Raw genomic sequence first — 18889 nt, forward strand, 5'->3', positions numbered from 1 at the left:
CGATCGTCCTCCGGATCGCCGGCAAGCTTTTTGGTGCACCCCCACTCACCAGCGCCGAGGGACACCGGCCGCCAGAGGGCTTGACATGGATGCGATACAGGTCTTACCTGTATCGCAGCGCCTACGAAGGGAGCGCGAATGACCCAGTCCGTGAAGGTGACGATCAGCCCGGGTTTCCGGGCCGGCTCGACGGGTGGCGACCCGGAGATCGTGAGTCCTCGGGTGTACCCGCTGCCCCGGCCGGACGACGACCCGCGGTTCACCTTCGGCCTGACCCTCGACGTCCGACGGGTCCTGACCGAGCACGGCTACCCGGAGAGCACCTCCGGCGCCGACTTCCTGGAACTCCAGATGGCGCTGTTCGGCTACCTGTACGCCGACGCCCCCGCCGCTCCGGTGTCGGCCGAGCGTGAGCCCTACGGGCCCGTCCCGTCGGTGACCGACAGGGGCGACGAGCACGACTTCGACCCGGCTGACGACCACGACGGCCTGGCGGACGAGGCCGCCTACCCGTGGCCCGCCGACGACTTCGCCGCCGCTGGCGACCCGGACGACGAGGAGCCGCCGACCGCCGAGGAACTGGCGTGGGCCCGCGCGCACTTCGCCAAGTGGGCGGTGGCGGGCGCTTACCGGGCCGACTACGCCCGTGTGTGGTTGGAAGGCCCGTGCCTCTACCGGGCGACGGTGCGCAAGGGCCTGGCCTTGGCCGCCGTCGCCACCCCCGACACCGCCACGGCGACCACCGAGACGGCCGGTGACCATGACGGCCGGGAGCCGACCGCCGCAGACCTGGCCGCGATCGACGCCGAGATGCCCGTCATCGACGCCGAGATCGAGGTCATCGACGCTGAGGCCGCGATCGCCGCCGGCACCCACAACCCGCTCGCCACCGGCCGCCTCGCCGCCGCCCACCGCCACCTCGACAAGGTCACCGCCGGGTTCACCTTCGACCCGGACACCGCCACCTACCGCCCGATCCCCCCGGCCCCCGTCCCGACGACGCTGGCGGGTGCGGCATGAGCCAGGTCGCCGACCCGACGTCGCCGGACCCGCGCCAGGTCGCGCGGACCGCTCGCGCGGTCGACTCCGCGCTGTGGATGGTCGCCATCGCCGTCGGGCTGTACTCGCTGTCCAACGTCCACGGCATGGCCACCCACCACGGCACCGCCGACCCGCAGGCGTGGCTACTCGCGCCGATCGTCGACGTGGCCCTGTTCGCCGGCATCAGCGGCGACGCGATGCTCTCGCGCTGCGGCGAACCGCTACCGGGCTGGGGCGTGCTGCTGCGCTGGTTCTGCGGCGCGGCGACCTGGACCCTCAACGTCTGGGACGCCGCCGCCTCCGCGGACGCCGGGGCGATCGTCGCGCACTCGATCCCCCCGATCGTGCTCATCCTGCTGGCCGAGGCCGCACCCCGCTACCGGCAGAACTTCGCCACCTCCCTCACCCGCACCCGCACGGCACCGGTCCCGGTCGACATCCCGCCGGTGGCTACTCCCACGGCCACTCCGGTGGAGCCGTCGAACGCGGCCGAGAGCGACGCGCCGGCTACTACGCCGGAGAAAGTAGCCACCCGCCGCCCGGCCACCACCCGCCGCCGGACTCCGGCCCGCCCGCCGCGCGGCAGTGGCCGGCACGAGGTCGCCAAGGCGTACGCGGCGATCCCGGCCGACGACCCGCGGTCCCAGCGGCAGCTTGCCGCCGACCTCGCCGCCCAGGTCGGCCTGACCCCGCCGACCGTGCGCCGCTACCTGTCCGAACTCCACACCGACGACGACCGGACGGCGGTGGCGTCGTGACCTCGATCCGCGATGACCTGCGCTCGCTGCCGGTACTGCTCGCGTTCGTCGTGGTCGTCGTCGCGATCCCCGTCCTGGCGCTGCGGATCGTCGGCCTCGCGGTCTGCGTCGTCGTCGACGGCGCCGAGCGGATCGAGGCCGCCGTCACCGGCGCGGTCGGCATCCCCCCGCTCGCCGCCTCCCTGATCGTGCTCACCCCGCCCGCTGACCTTGGACAGGAGGCCCAGCGATGACCGACCCCACCCCCAACGGCGGCCGTCCGGTCGACGTCGACACCCCGGCCGGCGGGGTCGTGCTCCCCGGCCCCTGGACCCCCGACACCACCACCCCGACGACCCCGACCGCGGCCCCGGTCGCGCTGACCGGCGACGTCCTCGACCGCCGCGCCCTGACCGGCCGGGTGATCGGCCGCTGGCTGTCCGGCGGCCAGGAAGGCCGGATCGTCGTCCTGGGCTACCCCAAGACCGACAGCGCCGACCCGGCCGACGCGCCCGGCGCCGTGGCCGGGCGGGCCGCGGTCCGGACGCTGTACCGGATCTGGCGGGGTCACCTCAGCTTCGCTCGCCGGATGGCGGACGCCGCGACGTACGGGGCGATCCGGGAGCAGATCCGCGCCGCCCGCGCGGCCGGGGACAAGGCGGCGCTGGCCGAATGGGTAGATCGGCTGCGGGAGGCGAAGACCGCCCGCCACGACCGGCTACGCGGCATGCCCGTCCTGATCGGCTCGCTGGCCGTCTCGACCGGGTCCGGCCTCGGCCTGGCCGGCGTCGTGATCGGCGCCGGGGGGATCGCCGTCGGCCTCACCCACCCCGCTGGCTGGACCTGGTCGGGCTACTGGGACTTCTGGGCGACACTCGCCCACGTCGGCCTCACCGCCGCCGTCGTCACGCTGCGAGTCGGCACGTGGCTTGCCGTTCCGGGCTGGCTCGCGCTGACCTGGCGCGCCGGCCGGGCCGAGGGCAACGCGCCGCGGTGGCTGGCGACGGCGGCCGAGGCCGACATCGACATGGAGATCGACGAGAACACAATCACTCAGGCGCTCAAGGCGCTGCGGCTCCCGCCGATCACCGACTACCTCAAGACCGGCGCCCCGTTGCAGTACCTGACCACCGCCCGCAAGGACGGCCGCGGCACCCACGCCGTGATCCGCCTGCCCGGCGCGCTGTCGGCCGAGAAGGTCGCCAAGCGCCGCCCCGACCTCGCCGCCGGCCTCCACCGCCTGTCGAAAGAGGTTTGGATCAAGACCGGCGACGAGGCAGGCATCCTCGACCTCTGGATCGCCGACAAAGGCGCCCTCGCCGAGGGTGCCGGGCCCTACCCGCTGCTCGACGACGGCCTGACCGACGTGTTCAAGGGCGTGCCGTTCGGCAAGACGCTGCGCGGCGACCCGCTTGTCGCGCCGATCATGGAGTGCAACACGATCGTCGGCGGGATGCCCGGCCACGGGAAGTCCGCCGGAGCCCGGACCATCATGCTCGGCGCCGCGCTCGACCCGACCGCCGAACTGCGGATCTGGATACCGGACAACAACTTCGACTTCGACGGCTTCCGGCGCCGTTGCTCCCGGTTCGTCATGGGCACCGACCCCGAGCACTTCGCCCAGATCGCCGAAGACCTCCGCGAGCTGCACGCCGAGGTCCAGGCCCGCGGCAAGCTCCTCGGCACCTACGAGGAGCCCTCCGTCACCCGCGCCCTCGCCTCGAAGGGCATCGGCCTGCACCCGGTCGTCTGCCTGCTCGAAGAGGCCCACGTCGCGATCAACCACGAGACCTACGGCAAGGAGATCGCCCACCTCCTGGTCGAGATCGTCAGGTTGGGTCGCAAGCGCGGTATCCACCTGATCGTCTCGACGCAGGCGCCGACGAGGGACTCGATCCCGCGCGACGTCACCCGCAACTGCTCCAACGGCATCGCCTACGCCGTCGGTGACCACGTCGCCAACGATGCCCTGCTTGGTCAGGGCGCCTACCGCGCCGGGCACCGCGCCACCGACCTGGTCCCCGGCCTCGACCGCGGTGTCGCCGTGGTCAAGGGCTTCACCGGTGAGCGCTCCCAGATCGCGAACGGCCACTTCCTGTCCGTCTCCAAGGGCAATGACCAGGTCGGCCCGCTGATCCGCCGGTCGCTCGACGCGATCGCCCGCACCGGGCGGCCGGTGCCCGGCACCGACCGGCCCCGCGCCGACATCCCGACCGAATCGCGTGACCTGCTCGACGACCTCGACGCCGTCCTCGGCACCGACCCGGTGAAGACCGCCGACATCCCCGCCCAGCTCCGCAAGCTCGCCCCGGACTGGGAGCCCTACCGCACCCTGACCGGCACCCAGCTCCGCGAACTGCTCACCGCCGAGGGCATCAAGGTGCCGTCCACCGGCAACCGCCACCCCCTCGACCCCGTCACCGTCCGTGAACACATCGCCCGGCGGTCCACCGCCGACATCGACGAGTGAGTGAGCCCCACACCACCCCCGAAACCCGCCCCACAGAGCCCCGCCCGGGCGCCGACTTCACCGCCCGCCGGCCGCTAACCCGCCTCACTCGCCCAGCTCAGCCCCTACGCGGGGCCGGCTAACCCGCCGAGTGAGAGACCTAACCCCCGCCAGCCGACCTAACCCACCCCGACCCTGCCTCACCATGCCCACCCTCCGTCACGCAGCGTGACAGAACGGAGAACTCGGATGCGCCGACAGACCCGGCTCCGGCCCCGCGCCCGCTGGCCCTGGCTCGCCGCCCTCGCCCTCGGCCTGTTCCTCTACGCCGCCGCCACCGCCCCGACCACCACCGCCGCCGACCTGGCCGTCCTCGGCCACGTCCTCAGCCAGATCACCGCCGGCCTGGGCGAGTTCATCGCCGCCCTCTGACCTCACCGCCGCTCGCCCCAACTCCCGGACAGGAGCGCATGACATGCCCCGCAACAAGCCCACCGCCGCCCCCGACGTCACCGTCACCGCCGTCGGCACCGTCCGCCCCGGCAGCCCGCTCGACCGGCTGTTCAACCACGGCGAGTGCCTGATCGGCTGCGGCCGGCAGGCCGACGCGCCGAACGCGCTGTGCGCCACCTGCCAGGCCAAGGCCGAGGCCGACCGATGAGCGCCGCCGCCGACCTCGACACCGTTGACCGGGAGCCGCTCGCCGTCGCGCTGGCCGCGCTGCGGACCCGGCTGCACGTCCTCGACGTCACCGATCCCTTCGCGTCGCCGTTTCAGATCGGTGCGTACTGCGTCGACGTTGACGCCGAACTCCCACCCCCAACGGCGAGCGTCGACGTGCTCGCGGACATCGCCGCCGCCCTCGACGGCGCCGCCTACCTCCGGGTCGGAGACCTCCTGCCGGCGCTGGTCGCCCGCGATCCGGACACCTACGCCGGGTGGAGCACCCGGCACGTGGCCGCGGCCCTGCGCGAGCACCGCATTCACCCCGACCAGCTCAGCCCCGGCGTTCGCGTCATCCACGCCTCCGACATCGAGCACGCCCGACGGTGCGCGCGCAGCCGCACCGGCCGCCCCGCTTGGAAGGACTGACCAGCTATGGCAGGCGAAACCGTCCTCACGATCATCGGGAACCTGACCGGCGACCCGGAGTTGCGCTTCACGCCGAACGGCGTCGCGGTCGCGAGCTTCTCCGTCGCCTCGACGCCGCGGGCGTTGGACCGGGCGTCGAACGAGTGGCGCGACGGCGAGGCGCTGTTCCTGCGCTGCTCGATCTGGCGGAAGGCCGCCGAGAACGTCGCGGAGTCGCTGTCCAAGGGTGCCCGGGTCATCGTGACCGGCCGGCTCAAGCAGCGCAGCTTTGAGACCCGCGAGGGCGAGAAGCGGACCGTCTTCGAGCTGGATGTCGAGGAGATCGGCCCGTCGCTGCGATGGGCGACCGCGAAGGTCGTGCGCGCCGCCCGCGGCACCGCCGACACCACCCGCCCCGCTGCGGCGGCCCCGCCGGAGGACCCGTGGTCGACGCCGGCGCCGGTCGAGGCGGTGCAGAGCCGCCCGGCCGGCTACGACGACGAGCCGCCGTTCTGACCGATCCCTGTCCCCGGGCCGGCGGCCTCGCCCGTCGTGCTGGCCGCCGGCCCGGCCCGACCTCCCATCCTGCTCGACCTCGCCACCCCCGCGCGGCCCTCGGACGGCGCCGCGGCCTGACCCGGAAGGACTCCCGCCTGCCATGTCTACTGCCACGATCAGCCGCACCATCCGCCCTGTCGTAACGCCGTCCGTTCCGGACGCTGTGTGGTCGGTGAGTGCCGTCGACCTGTTCGACGTCCTGACCAACACGCGGCTCGCCGCCTACGACGACCCGACCCTTCCGGCCCTGTGCGCGGTCCGCCTGCACGTCGACGGCGGCCGGCTGCACGCCGTGGCCACCGACCGGTACCGCATCCACCGCGACCACGCCGAACTGACCGCCCCGGCCTCGACATCCCCGGCGGTGGGGCCGGTTCTGCTGGCCCTTCCCGACGTCACCCGCCTGGTGCGCGCGCTGCGCCCGCTGACCCGCCGCCGCGACGATCTCGGCCCGGTCGCGCTCACCGTCCCGCCGCGCGTGGCGGGGGTCGGCCGGGTCGTCAGCGTGGATCTCCCGGACTGGTCGACGCTGCGGTTCCAGGACGACACCGACGCCGGGGCCTCGTTCCCGTCGCCCGACCGGCTTGAGGCGTCCATGTCCGGCTGGCACCCGGTGGAGCAGATCCACGTCAACCCGGCGTTCCTCGCCGACTTCTCCCGGCTCGTGCATGGCGGCCGGCGGCTCGCCGGAGCGCTGGGGCTGCGCTTCCGCACCCCCAAGCCCCGCCCGGACGAGCCCGGGGACGTCTACAACGGGCCGATCAGGATCACCGTCGACGGCCGGGCCTCGTTCCACGCCGACCTCATGCCGATCCACGTCCCCGCCGCGACGTCCGCGGGCGGTCGCCGGTGAGCGGCCCGGCTCCGGCGCTGCTGGCCGCCGCCGAGTCGTACATCGAGGCGGGTTGGCCGGTGTTCGTGCTGGGCCGGACCAAGCGGCCGGTCGCGAACTGCCCCCGCTGCCGCGACGCCGGCCGAGACCACGACCCGGAAGCATGTGCGTGCCTTTCCTGCCACGGCTTCTACGCGGCCACCCTCGACCTGGACCGGGTCGCCGCGATGCTGTCGGCGGCGCCGCGGGGTCTGCTCGCGATCCGGACCGGCGCGCTGGCGGGGCTGGTCGTCGTCGACATCGACCCGGGCCACGGCGGCCGGCTCGACCCGGCGCTGATGACCCCCACGGCGGCGGTCGCCTCCGGTGGCGGGGGCTGGCATCTGTACTACGCCCACCCCGGCCCGCCGGTGCTCTCCCGCCGGCTCCCCGGCCGAACCGGGGTGGACGTCAAGGCGGACGGTGGCTACGTCGTCGCCCCGCCGTCGATCCACCCGGTGACCCGGACGCCGTACCGGTGGACGGCGCGGCAGACGGTGGGGGAGATGCCCCCGCCGCTGCACGCGGCCGTCACCGCCCCCGCGGCGCCCAGCTCCCAGCCCACCCGGCCACCGGCCACGGCGGGACCGCCAGCCCGCCGCCCGACCGGCGGCGACGACTCGGCCGGCGGGGGCATCTCCCGCCCCGATCTGCTGTTGGCCGCGCACTTGGCCGCCGTCGCCCGCGCCCCGGAAGGCCACCGCCGCACGACGCTCTACGGCGCCGCACGGGGCGTCGCCCGGCTGGTCGCCGCCGACCACCTCACCGCCACCGAGGCGTGGGCCGCGCTCGCCGACGCCGGCCGGGCCGCCGCGCAGACCGAACGGGAAATCCGGGGCGCGATCACCGGCGGGTTCCGCGACGAAGGGGTCCCGCTGTGACCCGAACCCCGACCGACCACCACCCCGCCGCCGAGCGCCCCCAGCCCCTTACCCCACCCCGCCCGGAAACGGGCCTCTACGGCCCTCTCAGGGCCTCGACTACGGCCCCTGACGGCCACCAGGACACCCGCACACCCCGCCCCGACCGGATCGTACTGGGCCCCGCCCTCCCGGCCGTCCTGAGCCGGCTACGGCCCGCCGCCGGCCGCCGCCGTGCCCCCCGATCCCCTGTGTTCGCAGTTGTTTTCGTCACCTGGAGGTTCCCGCCGCCATGCCCAGGACAGCCCCCACCGCCGCCGGGTCGGACCCCCAACTGTCGCTGTTCGACGACGACCCCACCGCCTACGCCCCGCCGCCCCCCGCCGCCCTGCCCTACCAGGCCGCCGACCCGGCGGCGGCCAACGCGGGACTTGCCGGGGATGGCTATGGCTGGCTCGCCGCCATGCTCCCGGCCCCGGCGCCGCTGGTGTGCGAGGTCCACGGCACGGTCATGGCGCTCGCGGACCCGCCGCCGCTGTGGATCTGCCCCGACTGCCCCGGCCCGGCCGGACCCGCCACCCCGGCAGCGGTGCCGGTGGAGTGGGCGGAGGCGGCCTGATGCCCACCTACCAGCGCACCCACGACGGCCACCACATGACCATCCACGCCCCCCGCGGCGGGTCCGGCGAGTTCGACCCCGCCGCGATGGCCGCCGACCTGGACGGCGAGCCGATCCTCGGCCTGGACGTGGAGACCCGCGCCCTACCCGACACCGGCCCGCGCCACTTCGGCCCCGACGCCGGCCTCCGGCTCGTGCAGCTCGGGACGGCCACAGTGGCGTGGGTGCTCGACCCGCTCGACCCCGCCCAGCGGGCCGCCATCGCCGCGGTGCTGGGCGACCCAGGCCGCCGGTTCGTCACGCACACCAGCTTCGACACCCTCGCGGTCTGGTCGGCACTGGCCATCGGCCTCGGCCAGCGGGTCGCGGACACCCATCTGATCTCCAAGCTGGTCGACCCGGACGAACGCGCCGGCCACGGCCTCAAGACGCTGACCGCCCGCCACCTCGACGACGGCCTCACGCTCGCGCAGACAGCGCTGTACGCCCGGATGCGGGCGCTCGCGCCGCCCGGCGAGCGGGCCGGGGAGCGGTGGAAGACCTGGGGATGGGCGCACCTGCCCGCCGACGACGAGGCGTACGTCGTCTACGTCCGGCGACTGCTGCCCGTCCTGCTCGACCTGTGCGGCCCGTTCTCCCACCTGGTGCCCGTCGAACAGTGGCTCGCCGCCCAATCGGTCGGCATCACGATCCGCGGCCTCGCCCTCGACCTGCCCTACACCCGCGCCTACCTCGCCCAGGTCGAGGCCGACCACCACGCCGCCGCCGCGCTCATCGAGGCCGAGCTTGGCTGCCCGCCGACCAGCCCCCGGTTCGCCGACTGGCTCGACACCCAGCACGTTCCCGGCCCGCGCACCGCCACCGGCCGGTTGCAGGTCACCGCCGACACCCTCACCGCCCTGGCCCGCGACCTCGACACCGGCCGCCTCACCGTGTCCGACCAGGTCCGGCGGATGCTCACCGCCCGCGGCCGGGTCGCCGCCACGTCGAACACGATCGCCAACCTGCGTAGCTTCCTCGCCGCCGCCGACCCCGCCGGCCGGGTCCACCCCCAAATCAACACCCTGCGCGCCAAGACCGGCCGCATGTCCATCACCGGCCCCGCCCTCCAAACCTTGAAGAAGGGCGACCCCCGGCTCCGGCACTGCTTCCAAGCGGACCCCGGCCACGTCCTGATCTCCTGTGACTTCTCCCAGGTCGAGGTACGGGTCACCGCCGCCCTGTCCCGCGACCCAGCGCTCACCGACGTCCTCGCCTCCGGCGTCGACATCCACGACGCCACCGCCCGCCTCCTGTTCGGCGACGGGTTCACCAAGGACCAGCGGACCCTGGCGAAGCGGGCCACGTTCGGCACGATCTACGGCGGCGGCGCCCGCGCCCTCATGAACGCCACCGGCGCCACCCACCAGGTCGCCACCGACGTCATCACCCGCTGGCGCGCCGCCTACCCCGGCGTGGCCGCCTACTCGGCCCGCCTCGCCGACCACAACCCCGTCATCACCGGCTCCGGCCGCCGTATCCCCGCCGACCCGCTACGGCCCTATGCGAACGCGAACTACGCGGTGCAGTCCACCGCCCGCGACCTCCTCGTGACCGCCGTCCACACCCTGGTCACCCGCCATGGCCTGCACGACGCGCTGTGGCTGTTCGTCCACGACGAAGTCATCGTGCACGTCCCGACCGACCGCGCCGCCCAGGTCGCCGCCGACCTCCAGGCCGCCATGACCACGTCGTTTCGAGGGGTCGCGATCACCGCCGAGGCCGACATCCTCGGCACCCACTGGGGACCCCTGCCCGACACCGACCCCGCCGGCCGGGCCGCATGAACCGCCAACCCACCGACCCCGCCGTCGTCCGCCCCCTGCACCCCGCCGAACTGGCCGCCGACGTCGACGACGGGCCGCCGTGGGAGCTACCCGTCCCACTCGGCACCGTGCCCCCGCCGCCGGTCTTCCCGATCGACGTCTACCCGCCGTGGCTGGCCGACTATGTCCGCGCCGTCGCGACGTTCACCCAGACCGACCCCGCCATGGCCGGCGCCGTCGCGCTCGCCGTCCTGTCGACCTGCGCCGGTGGCCGGCTCGAAGTCGAACCGCGGCCCGGCTGGCGCGAGCCCGTGAACCTGTTCCTCGCGGTCGTCGCCGACCCCGGCGAACGCAAAAGCCCCGTCCACGGGGCGCTGACCGCCCCGCTGCTCGCGGCGGAAGCCGCGCTCGCCGCCCGGGTCGGGCCGCTCGCCCGGGAGAACGCGGCGCTCAAGGACATCGCTGGACGGGCCGCCGAACAGGCCAAGACCACCGCCGCCAAAGCCCCCAAGGACAAGCGGAAGGAACTCACCGAGGAAGCCGTCGCCGCGGCGCTCGCCGCCGAGGCCGTCACCGTCCCGAACCTGCCCAGGCTGCTGGGCGACGACGCCACCCCCGAAGCCCTCACCACGCTGATGGCCGAGAACGGCGGACGCATCGCCGTCATCTCCGACGAGGGCGGGATCTTCGACATCCTCGCCGGCCGGTTCTCCGCCGCCCCCAACCTCGACCCCTATCTCAAAGGCCACGCCGGCCGTCCCATGCGCGTCGACCGCAAAGGCCGCGAGGCCGAGTTCATCCCCACCCCGGCGCTCACCGTCGGCGTGATGATCCAACCCTCCGTGCTGCGGAAGTTCGGCGCCGACGCTGACCTCACCGGCCGCGGCATGGCCGCCCGCTTCCTGTTCGTCCTACCCGGCTCGCTCGCCGGCTGGCGCAACGTCAACGCCCCACCCGTCCCCCCAGCGCTCTCCGACGTCTACGCCGGCAACATCCACGGCCTCGCCGCGACCCTCGCCGAATGGACCGACCCCGTCGTCCTCACCCTCACCCCGGAAGCCGACCAGGTCCGCACCGCCCACGCCGAACGGGTCGAGAACGAGCTACGCCCCGGCGGCGCCTACCACGGCATGCGCGAATGGGCGAACAAGCTGCCCGGCACCACGCTGCGGATCGCCGGACTGCTGCACATGGCCCACCACCCCGCCGACGGCTGGCGCCGCCCCCTCGCCGCCGAGCGGATGGCCGGCGCTGTCGAGCTCGCCGACGCGCTCGCCGGCCACTACCGCACCGCGCTGCACACCATCATCGCCGAACCCGGCCACACCGCCGCCCTCAAAGCCCTGCGGTTCCTCGCCGAACGGCAGATGACCACCTTCACCCGCCGCGAACTACACCGCCGCCTCATCCGCCAACTCCCCACCGCCGCCGACGTCACCGCCACCCTCGACCTCCTCACCACCTACGGCTGGACCCGCCCCGGCCCCGGCAGCCACTACCACCTCCACCCCCGCGCCACCGAACTCCTCGACAGCGTTGACACGTTGACAACCAACATCAACAACGCTTTCACCGCAGGTCACAGCCCCGAAACCCCTGTCAACACCCCCGTTGACAGCCGTTGACACCCACCACCCCGCCCGGCCCGACTGTCAACGCTGTCAACGCCTGTCAACAACGCCCGTTGACAGGCTCGGACCCCTCCTGACCAGCACGAACACCACGCCAAACCCCGATTGTCAACGTGTCAACGCCTGGCGGCATCCGTCCGCCGGCACGACGACCGGACACGGCCCCGGCGCACAGCCTGGCAGCAACCGCCGGGGCCGCCACTCCCGTGAGGAGCACCCCCAGCATGGCCACCCCCGCACCCCGCGCAACCTCCACCCAGGTCAAGACCACGCGGTCGGACCACGGCCGTCGTGAGCCCCTTCGCCCGGTCGGTCGCCGTCACCTCACGATCGCCGACGTCTGCGACGAACTCGCCGTTGCTCGATCCACCTTCTACGACTGGCGCGCCAAGGGAACCGCGCCCCGCTGCATCAAGCTCCCCAACGGGGAGCTGCGTGTCCGCCGTACCGATCTGGACGCCTGGATCGAGAGCCGAACGGAGAGCGCCGCCTGATGTTGACCACCTACAACGTCCGTATCTGGGAAATCGAGACATACAAGGGACGGCGCGTCACGACGTACTGGGTCGTCTGGCTGGTCGACGGCAAGAAGTTCAAGGAGCCGTACCGGAACAAGGCCCAGGCGGTGAGCTTCCGCGCGGACCTGCTGTCGGCGGCCCGTAAGGGCGAGGCGTTCTTCGTCGTCACCGGCCTGCCCGTGTCGATGGCCCGGGTCGACGGCAACCGGTCGTGGTACGACTTCGCATGCGACTACGCCGACCTGAAATGGCCGCAGGTCGCGGCGACAACCCGCCGCACACACGCGGAGGCGCTTACCGCGCTCACCGTGCTGATGCTGTCGAGCGAGCGTGGTCGACCTGACCCCGCGCTTCTGCGCCGGGCGTTGAAGCTGTGGGCCTTCAACACCACCCGCCGAGCCGACGCGCCGGACGACGTGCGCGCCGCGCTGTCCTGGGCCGCGGCCCACACCCGGCCGGTATCCACGCTGAGCGATGAGGCGGTGCTTCGCAAGGTCATCGCTGGTCTCACCGTGTGCCTGGACGGGACGCCTCGCGCACCGAGCGTCGTGACCCGCTGGCGCAAGATTCTCAACAACGCGGTGGAGTATGCGATCAGCCTCAAGCTACTGACCGTCAATCCGCTCCCAGCGCTTCGGAAGGCGACACCGCGCAGCACACAGATACCGGTCATCGATCGGCGGGCCGTGGCAAACCCTGTCCAGGCCAGGACGCTCCTGAAGGCGGTCGCCGACGACCGGCCGTCCGGGCCACGCCTGGTCGCGTTCTTCGGCTGCCTGTACTTTGCCGCGCTTCGCCCCGAAGAGGCCGCCGCGCTGACCAAGGCCAACCTGTCGCTGCCCTCGACCGGATGGGGGGAGCTGTTCCTCGACACGGCACGGCCCTACGCCGGGCGGGAGTGGACCGACAGCGGCGAGGCGCGCGACGCTCGCCAGCTCAAGCAGCGCGCCCGCGGCGAGGTGCGCCAAGTCCCCTGCCCTCCTGAGTTGACCGAACTGCTTCACACCCACCTCGACCAATTCGGCACCGGACCGGACGGGCGGCTGTTCGTCGGTGCGCGCAACCACGGGCACCTGCCGCCGCTGACCGTGACCCGCGTGTGGGCCCGTGCCCGCACCGCGACGTTCACCGAGACCGTGGCGTCGTCGCCGCTGGCCCGGACCCCCTACGACCTTCGGCACGCGGCAGTGTCGACCTGGCTCAACGCGGGCGTTCCCCCAACGACAGTCGCCGCATGGGCAGGTCACTCGGTGGATGTGTTGTTGACGATCTACGCGAAGTGCGTCGACGGCGAGGCGGCGGTCATGCGGTCGCGCATCGACGACGCGCTCGGCCGACCGGCCGGGCCGGACGTGAGCGGGATCACTCGGCCGCAGACCCCGCCCGACGACCAAGCCCCGGAGCGCCCCTGAAACTTCGGGGCCACTTCGGGGGAGACGGCCGTACAGAGCCGTCCTCGGCCGGTGACGGTCGGACAAATAGTAAAGGGCCGGTGCCCCGGTTTGCCCAGGTCACCGGCCCTTTACCAGTGGTCTTATCTACGTAGCCCCGACCGGATTCGAACCGGCGCTACCGCCTTGAGAGGGCGGCGTCCTAGGCCACTAGACGACGGGGCCAACTGTTCTTTCTCCATCTTCAGACGGCCCCACCTTACGATGAGGAACATCTGAAGCTGGGGTACCAGGACTCGAACCTAGACTAACGGAACCAGAATCCGTTGGGCTGCCAATTACCCCATACCCCAAGGTTGCCCTTGCGGGCGAGGCCCACTGTACCGCATCCGCGCGGGGAGCAGAACGGCAACCGGCCACGACGCCCCGCCGGCGTGGCGGCCCGGTTCCCCGGCCCCGCCAGCGCCGCCCGGCATACCGGCCACCGGCCGACCAGACCGACCAGACCGCTCACCGGTCGGCCGGTCAGGCCGGTGGCTGTCCGCCGGTGCTGTCAGCGGGCCACGACCGGGTTGGTGAGCGTACCGATGCCCTCGACCGTGACGGCCACGGTCTGGCCGGGGTTCAGCGGGCCTACGCCGGCCGGGGTCCCGGTCAGCAGCAGGTCGCCGGGCAGCAGGGTCATCGCCGCGGACATGTACGCGATCAGCGACGGGATGTCGTGCACCAGCAGTTTCGTGCGCGCGTCCTGCCGCAGCTCGCCGTCGACGGTGGTGCGGATCGCCAGGTCCGAGGCATCCAGATCGGTCTCGATCCAGGGGCCGACCGGGCAGAAGGTGTCATGGCCCTTGCCCCGGGTCCACTGGCCGTCCGCCTGCTGCTGATCACGCGCGGTCACGTCGTTCGCGCAGGTGTATCCCAGGACGACGTCCAGCGCGCGGGCCGCCGGGACGTCCCGGCACAGCCGCCCGATGACGATCGCCAGTTCGCCCTCGTAGTCGACCCGGTCGCTGTCGGCGGGCAGCGCGATCGGGTCCCCCGGCCCGACCACGCTCGTCGACGGCTTGAGGAAGAGCACCGGGCGCTGGGGCACGGCGTCCCCGCCCATCTCCCGGACGTGGTCGGCGTAGTTCTTGCCGACGCAGAGCACCTTGCTGGGCAGCACCGGCGCGAGTAACCGCACGTCGCCGAGCGCGTGCCTGGCCCCGGTGAAGCTGAACGTGGCGAACGGATGGGGGGTTATCGTGGCCACGGTGGCCTCGCCCGTCTCGACCGAGCCCTCGACGACGCCGAAGGCCGGTTCCGTCCCGTCTGTGAACCTCGCGATACGCACCCTGCCGACGTTAACCGGCCAACCCTCGGCCGGCGAAGCCGGTGGGCTGCCGAAACGGCCCGGTCGTCATCCAACGGGCGGCGGAGGCCACAATCACGGGAGGGCGTGGGACCGGTTTCGCATGCCCTCGAATCACGCATACCCTCAGCCGCGCACCCCCGTGCACGTCCGTCCTCAGTGCACGTCCACACAGCGCCAGTCCGGAAGGAGCCAGGTGAGCGAGATCACACCCGTCTACGATGTCGGCGCGCCGGAGCCGAAGCCCATCGACGAGGAGCTGAGCGTCAAGCTCGGCCACCTCGCCGAGGACGCGATCCTGCGCGGCAAGCCCAACGGCGACGAGCGGTGCGACAACTGCCTGTACTACCTCGACACCGACCGGGACATCACCTACTGCTGGCACCCCAAGCTGCGCATCCTCGTCGGCGGCGACTGGTGGTGCCAGTGGTGGGAGGAGATCGAGGAATAACCCCGAGGGTCCGCGGCCCGTTCCCGACGGGCCCGCGGCCCGTCCGTCAACGCGCTTCAGTCCAGCCCCGAAGGGGCGAGACCTGACAGCGGTAGTCGGGCCACGGTGTCCCACAGGTATGCGCGGCCCTCGCGGCGCAGCTCGACCAGAGCGACTGCGCTGACGCCGGCTCGGGCCGGTGACAGATGTCGAAGCTCCTCGACCGCGGACACGATCGGCTGCGCGTTTGCGGAGCTGTTGCAGTAAGCGATGCCGATGTGTGGTCGGAAGCCGTGTGGTTTGGTGACGACCCCGGACGGGCCGAGTGCGGCAGCGGTGGCATCGAGGATGTTCGCGCGGATGGTGACGACCGGTTCCCAGGGCTGGACGCTGAGCCGGACGGCGCCGGAGGAGCCCGCGAGTGGCCCGATCATCAGCGTGAACGGGGGGATGTCCACGATGCGGTGTCGCGTCTCGCTGATGGCGGTGTCGAGTTCCGCGCGGTTGATCTGGTCAGTGAAGGCGAGACGTTGAAGGGTGAGGTGCAGCCCTTCGGCGGGGACGGGGTCGAGGACGGGCAGGCGTAGCCGGTCCTGGCATCGCGCGGCCAGGGTGTGCAGGTCGGTGGCGTTCTCGAACGTGAGCATCCAGTGGTATGAGCGGCGACCGGGTGTCCAGCCGGGACGGTCCCAGTGGTTGCCGAGCCGGTCGAGGGCGGCGAAGCGGTGCCAGTCATCCGCGACGGGATCTGTGGTCGGTGTGGTGGTCACCTGCTCCCACCGGCGGGGAGAGCGAGTGCGCGGGACGCCTCGGCGAGTTCGGTGACCGGCCCGATCTGGTGCCAGGGCTGAGCCTGGGTAACGAGTTCGTGGCTGCGGCGGCGGATGGACTCGATCGGGTTGCCGGCGACGCTGGTGAGGGCCTCGATGCCCAGGGCTGCGGCCTGTTCCGGGTCGGGGGCGTCGGAGAGCAGCAGGGCGGTTGCCAGGTCCAGGCGGACGAGACAGCGGCTCCACACGGAGGGGGACCGGTCTGCGACCTGGGCAGCCATGTCCGCATACTCCCGCACCCGGCCGGGCTCGCCCACCGAGACGTACGCGGTGGCGGCGTTCGCGGCGATGCGAGCGAGGCTGTAGGGCTCGAAGGAGATGCAGGGCGACATCCCGCCTGGCACCGGGTGGCACTCAGCCAGGTGAAACGCCTCGCCCACAGCCTTGTCGACCCCGTCCCGGTCTTCGAGCCGGCCGAGGGCGCGGGCTTCGCCGTTCACCGCGAGGCGGATTTCCTGGACTGATCCACCGGCGAGACGGCGGCCCTCCCGGGCGAAGTCCAGAGCGGCCTGATAGTTGCCGGCGTAGTACTCACACAGGCTCTGGGTTCCGCGCACCCATGCGGCGAGATCCCGTTGGCCGAGCAGATCGGCGATCTGGAGAGCCTCGACACAGTAGGCGCGGGCAAGCCCAAACCGGCCGGCATTGACCGCCATGTATCCAAGCATCCCGGAGAGACGGCCGGCGATCTCGTACAGCCGGTCACGGTGGCGGGGTGGTTGCCGGCCGTCCAGAAGGCCCTGCACCCGGCGGCGCTGCTTCAGCACACGCGGTGCGAGCGAGCCCGGTCCCGCCGTTTCGTACTCGTCGGCGATGGCCGAGATCAGCACGTCGAAGTGGGCGAGAACAGCGGGGCTGACGTTGGTGGTGCCGAGAGCCTCAATGCGGCGGCCGATCTCCTCGACAGAGTCCGGCTCCTCGTAGGCGACGTCCGGTGTGGTGGCGGGCTGTGTCGGCGCGGTCCAGTGTGCGATATCGGCCCGCGGCGCGAGCCCGAGCCGCATCCGGGCGTGGTCCGGCAGGCCGAGCCCGTCGGCGACCCGCTCGAACAGGTCGAACTCGGTGGCGACTCGCTTGCCGTTCGCGTACTTGCTGATATCTGGCTGGGCCAGACCCACACGCATGCCGATGCCGGGCTGACTGGCTCCGGCGTACTGCTGTACCAGCCGGAAGAGGGCGCCGACATCGCGCCCCGTCAGCGCGTCGACGACCCTGGGACGTTCCCAGAAGTCGGCCGGAATGACGAACGCGGACGGATCATGACGCATGTCGGCTCACCTCGTCCCGAAACACCGCTCCTCGTCGCTGATCGTAGCCACCTAATGTCAACGCGGAGACTCTTCCGGCAATTGGCGGTGGCGCGGACGATGCCCGGCGAGCACGGCCCGCCAGGGCCGCGCGCAGTCGGCCGCGCGGCGCGCGTGCCATCGCGTCCCTGCCGGAGGCCGAGCCTGGCCCAGTAGAGACATTCTTAACCAGCAAGATCAGTCCAGTTGTCGATGCCGGCAATGAGGGCTTGCCCCTGGGTGTAGCCGATACCGGCAGAGCGGCCTGAAAAGATAGTGCGTCGCGCCATGCCCCGGAGCACTGCATTTCTGATACTCGCGCCATGGCGGCGCGCGCTGGGCTGCCGGTCCGGCCGGAGGCAGAATTACCGGTACAGGCGCGGTATTCCCGCCCTTAACCCCCAGAACCACACCCAACCGGGAAAGTCGCGGCGGCAGACGTCGGCAGCAGGCGGGTTGATTCTGTTCTCCGCGCGGCGTCGACCTGTAAACCGACCGGGCAGACTCTTAACTTCGTCGTCCTTGAGTCTGCCCGAATCGGCACAGATGATCTCGGACCCCGTGGCAACCGCCGTCCGGCGGGCGCACGGACAACCCGAAAGGACGGTGAGCCATGATCGCCACGAAACCCGACAACGCCAACACCTTCTCGGCCGAGATGACCGAACCGTTCACCCCATCCTGGAACCGCATTCCCGGGATCACCGTGGACGGAACCACGGTCACCGTCGACCCGGACCGGTACTTCTTCCGCCGCAGCACGTCCCCGGTCTGGATGCTCGTCGACTGGGATCTCGTGATCGAACGGCTGCTGTCGGCGGAGGAAACCGAACAGTCCGCGGTTGAGCAGCAGACCCTGGAGTTCGTGCGCGCCTACGGCCAACGGGCCTCCGACCCGGCCCAGGTGCTGCGGACTGCCGACCGGGTCTACCACCACCTGTTCTCCGCCGAGCGGCTGGACGATCCCGACCTGTCCAACGTCAGCGTCACTGACGTCCGCATCCTGCGAGAGTCCGCGACGCTGGCGGCGCTCAACCGGGTCGAGCTGTCCGGGGAGATCACCGATATCGGGCCGGCCTGGTTCTTCCCGGCCACCGCCCGGGTCGTCTACGACCTGGACGCGGACGGCGCTGAGCGAGTCGACGATCTCTACCACGGCGGCTTCTTCAACGAATACCGCCGGGTCGAGGCGGTCAAGGCACACGCGGCGCTGGGTGGCCGTCTCGTCCACGGGTGCCAGTCCTCGGCGAACATGTCTGGTGGCGCCGTTGTCCCGTTCGGTGTCGACCTCGACCGGTTCCGGGCTGACCTGTCCGCCTTCAAGCGGAGCTGGATCACCTCCATCCTCAACCTCGCCACGGGCCAGCCAGCCCCGGCCTGACCTGTAGCCGCGCCCTGCCGGCCGGTGATGTGGCGCTACCGCTCGACGTCGCCGGCCGGC

The 18889-nt window shown here is 72.2% G+C and carries 20 protein-coding genes and 2 tRNA genes; 17 read left to right on the forward strand and 5 right to left on the reverse strand.

Going from position 1 to position 18889, the window contains the following annotated elements:
- The first annotated feature begins 138 nt into the window (after positions 1 to 138).
- From FSYMDG_RS30160 to FSYMDG_RS18385, 15 genes are all read left to right on the forward strand, one after another.
- Positions 139 to 1020, forward strand: a complete 882-nt coding sequence (locus FSYMDG_RS30160) for a DUF6284 family protein (protein ID WP_013874876.1) — start codon at positions 139 to 141, stop codon at positions 1018 to 1020.
- A complete protein-coding gene (locus FSYMDG_RS18320) occupies positions 1017 to 1799 on the forward strand; it encodes a hypothetical protein (RefSeq protein ID WP_013874877.1) in 783 nt (260 codons plus the stop codon). The genes FSYMDG_RS30160 and FSYMDG_RS18320 overlap by 4 nt, the downstream gene beginning before the upstream one ends.
- Positions 1796 to 2032 carry a hypothetical protein gene (locus tag FSYMDG_RS18325; protein ID WP_013874878.1) on the forward strand — a complete coding sequence of 79 codons (237 nt, stop codon included), beginning with the start codon at positions 1796 to 1798 and terminating at the stop codon, positions 2030 to 2032. The genes FSYMDG_RS18320 and FSYMDG_RS18325 overlap by 4 nt, the downstream gene beginning before the upstream one ends.
- The gene (locus FSYMDG_RS18330; protein WP_013874879.1) at positions 2029 to 4248 is read left to right on the forward strand and encodes a cell division protein FtsK; all 2220 of its coding nucleotides are present in this window, start codon (positions 2029 to 2031) and stop codon (positions 4246 to 4248) included. The genes FSYMDG_RS18325 and FSYMDG_RS18330 overlap by 4 nt, the downstream gene beginning before the upstream one ends.
- A gap of 228 nt (positions 4249 to 4476) precedes the next feature.
- A complete protein-coding gene (locus FSYMDG_RS18335; RefSeq protein ID WP_013874880.1) occupies positions 4477 to 4659 on the forward strand; it encodes a hypothetical protein in 183 nt (60 codons plus the stop codon).
- 43 nt (positions 4660 to 4702) lie between these two features.
- Positions 4703 to 4888: a hypothetical protein gene (locus FSYMDG_RS18340; RefSeq protein ID WP_013874881.1), complete on the forward strand. Its 186-nt coding sequence runs from the start codon at positions 4703 to 4705 to the stop codon at positions 4886 to 4888.
- A complete protein-coding gene (locus FSYMDG_RS18345) occupies positions 4885 to 5319 on the forward strand; it encodes a hypothetical protein (protein ID WP_013874882.1) in 435 nt (144 codons plus the stop codon). The genes FSYMDG_RS18340 and FSYMDG_RS18345 overlap by 4 nt, the downstream gene beginning before the upstream one ends.
- A gap of 6 nt (positions 5320 to 5325) precedes the next feature.
- Complete coding sequence (locus tag FSYMDG_RS18350) at positions 5326 to 5814, forward strand: single-stranded DNA-binding protein (protein WP_013874883.1); 489 nt, start codon at positions 5326 to 5328, stop codon at positions 5812 to 5814.
- A 214-nt stretch (positions 5815 to 6028) separates the two neighbouring features.
- Positions 6029 to 6709 (forward strand): hypothetical protein, encoded by a 681-nt coding sequence (locus FSYMDG_RS27595; protein WP_202797639.1) that lies wholly within the window; start codon positions 6029 to 6031, stop codon positions 6707 to 6709.
- Positions 6706 to 7608, forward strand: coding sequence for a bifunctional DNA primase/polymerase (locus FSYMDG_RS18360; protein ID WP_013874885.1), 903 nt, complete (start codon positions 6706 to 6708; stop codon positions 7606 to 7608). The genes FSYMDG_RS27595 and FSYMDG_RS18360 overlap by 4 nt, the downstream gene beginning before the upstream one ends.
- 271 nt (positions 7609 to 7879) lie before the next feature.
- Complete coding sequence (locus FSYMDG_RS18365) at positions 7880 to 8206, forward strand: hypothetical protein (protein ID WP_013874886.1); 327 nt, start codon at positions 7880 to 7882, stop codon at positions 8204 to 8206.
- Positions 8206 to 10032: a DNA polymerase gene (locus tag FSYMDG_RS18370; RefSeq protein ID WP_013874887.1), complete on the forward strand. Its 1827-nt coding sequence runs from the start codon at positions 8206 to 8208 to the stop codon at positions 10030 to 10032. The genes FSYMDG_RS18365 and FSYMDG_RS18370 overlap by 1 nt, the downstream gene beginning before the upstream one ends.
- Complete coding sequence (locus FSYMDG_RS18375; protein WP_013874888.1) at positions 10029 to 11636, forward strand: YfjI family protein; 1608 nt, start codon at positions 10029 to 10031, stop codon at positions 11634 to 11636. The genes FSYMDG_RS18370 and FSYMDG_RS18375 overlap by 4 nt, the downstream gene beginning before the upstream one ends.
- A gap of 335 nt (positions 11637 to 11971) precedes the next feature.
- Positions 11972 to 12136, forward strand: a complete 165-nt coding sequence (locus tag FSYMDG_RS29810; protein ID WP_043607022.1) for a helix-turn-helix domain-containing protein — start codon at positions 11972 to 11974, stop codon at positions 12134 to 12136.
- Positions 12136 to 13572: a tyrosine-type recombinase/integrase gene (locus FSYMDG_RS18385; RefSeq protein WP_013874890.1), complete on the forward strand. Its 1437-nt coding sequence runs from the start codon at positions 12136 to 12138 to the stop codon at positions 13570 to 13572. The genes FSYMDG_RS29810 and FSYMDG_RS18385 overlap by 1 nt, the downstream gene beginning before the upstream one ends.
- Positions 13573 to 13703: 131 nt before the next feature.
- Here FSYMDG_RS18385 and FSYMDG_RS18390 read toward each other — a convergent pair.
- The 3 genes from FSYMDG_RS18390 to FSYMDG_RS18400 form a co-directional block, all read right to left on the reverse strand.
- Positions 13704 to 13776 (reverse strand) — tRNA-Glu (locus FSYMDG_RS18390).
- Positions 13777 to 13832: 56 nt separating this feature from the next.
- Positions 13833 to 13904 (reverse strand) — tRNA-Gln (locus FSYMDG_RS18395).
- Between the two features lie 200 nt (positions 13905 to 14104).
- Positions 14105 to 14884, reverse strand: coding sequence for a fumarylacetoacetate hydrolase family protein (locus FSYMDG_RS18400; protein WP_013874891.1), 780 nt, complete (start codon positions 14882 to 14884; stop codon positions 14105 to 14107).
- A 214-nt stretch (positions 14885 to 15098) separates the two neighbouring features.
- Here FSYMDG_RS18400 and FSYMDG_RS18405 point away from each other — a divergent pair, with 214 nt between their 5' ends.
- Entirely contained in the window at positions 15099 to 15353 is a 255-nt protein-coding gene (locus FSYMDG_RS18405; RefSeq protein ID WP_013874892.1) for a hypothetical protein, read from the forward strand.
- A gap of 56 nt (positions 15354 to 15409) precedes the next feature.
- On the opposite strand, the gene FSYMDG_RS18410 is transcribed toward FSYMDG_RS18405, so the two are convergent.
- Positions 15410 to 16102, reverse strand: coding sequence for a 2'-5' RNA ligase family protein (locus tag FSYMDG_RS18410; RefSeq protein WP_013874893.1), 693 nt, complete (start codon positions 16100 to 16102; stop codon positions 15410 to 15412).
- The gene (locus tag FSYMDG_RS18415; protein WP_013874894.1) at positions 16099 to 17430 is read right to left on the reverse strand and encodes a transcriptional regulator; all 1332 of its coding nucleotides are present in this window, start codon (positions 17428 to 17430) and stop codon (positions 16099 to 16101) included. The genes FSYMDG_RS18410 and FSYMDG_RS18415 overlap by 4 nt, the downstream gene beginning before the upstream one ends.
- A 631-nt stretch (positions 17431 to 18061) precedes the next feature.
- Between FSYMDG_RS18415 and FSYMDG_RS18420 the strand changes: the two genes are divergently transcribed.
- Positions 18062 to 18829, forward strand: coding sequence for a hypothetical protein (locus FSYMDG_RS18420; protein WP_013874895.1), 768 nt, complete (start codon positions 18062 to 18064; stop codon positions 18827 to 18829).
- The last annotated feature ends 60 nt before the right edge of the window (positions 18830 to 18889 follow it).

This window comes from Candidatus Protofrankia datiscae (assembly GCF_000177615.2).
Classification (GTDB): domain Bacteria; phylum Actinomycetota; class Actinomycetes; order Frankiales; family Frankiaceae; genus Protofrankia; species Protofrankia coriariae.

Coding starts and splice junctions, on each gene's coding strand:
- FSYMDG_RS18365 (WP_013874886.1), top strand. CDS start 7,880: ATGCCCAGGACAGCCCCCACCGCCGCCGGGTCGGACCCCCAACTGTCG.
- FSYMDG_RS18385 (WP_013874890.1), top strand. CDS start 12,136: ATGTTGACCACCTACAACGTCCGTATCTGGGAAATCGAGACATACAAG.
- FSYMDG_RS18375 (WP_013874888.1), top strand. CDS start 10,029: ATGAACCGCCAACCCACCGACCCCGCCGTCGTCCGCCCCCTGCACCCC.
- FSYMDG_RS18340 (WP_013874881.1), top strand. CDS start 4,703: ATGCCCCGCAACAAGCCCACCGCCGCCCCCGACGTCACCGTCACCGCC.
- FSYMDG_RS18415 (WP_013874894.1), bottom strand. CDS start 17,430: ATGCGTCATGATCCGTCCGCGTTCGTCATTCCGGCCGACTTCTGGGAA.
- FSYMDG_RS18350 (WP_013874883.1), top strand. CDS start 5,326: ATGGCAGGCGAAACCGTCCTCACGATCATCGGGAACCTGACCGGCGAC.
- FSYMDG_RS18335 (WP_013874880.1), top strand. CDS start 4,477: ATGCGCCGACAGACCCGGCTCCGGCCCCGCGCCCGCTGGCCCTGGCTC.
- FSYMDG_RS18420 (WP_013874895.1), top strand. CDS start 18,062: ATGATCGCCACGAAACCCGACAACGCCAACACCTTCTCGGCCGAGATG.
- FSYMDG_RS18330 (WP_013874879.1), top strand. CDS start 2,029: ATGACCGACCCCACCCCCAACGGCGGCCGTCCGGTCGACGTCGACACC.
- FSYMDG_RS18370 (WP_013874887.1), top strand. CDS start 8,206: ATGCCCACCTACCAGCGCACCCACGACGGCCACCACATGACCATCCAC.
- FSYMDG_RS18320 (WP_013874877.1), top strand. CDS start 1,017: ATGAGCCAGGTCGCCGACCCGACGTCGCCGGACCCGCGCCAGGTCGCG.
- FSYMDG_RS18345 (WP_013874882.1), top strand. CDS start 4,885: ATGAGCGCCGCCGCCGACCTCGACACCGTTGACCGGGAGCCGCTCGCC.
- FSYMDG_RS30160 (WP_013874876.1), top strand. CDS start 139: ATGACCCAGTCCGTGAAGGTGACGATCAGCCCGGGTTTCCGGGCCGGC.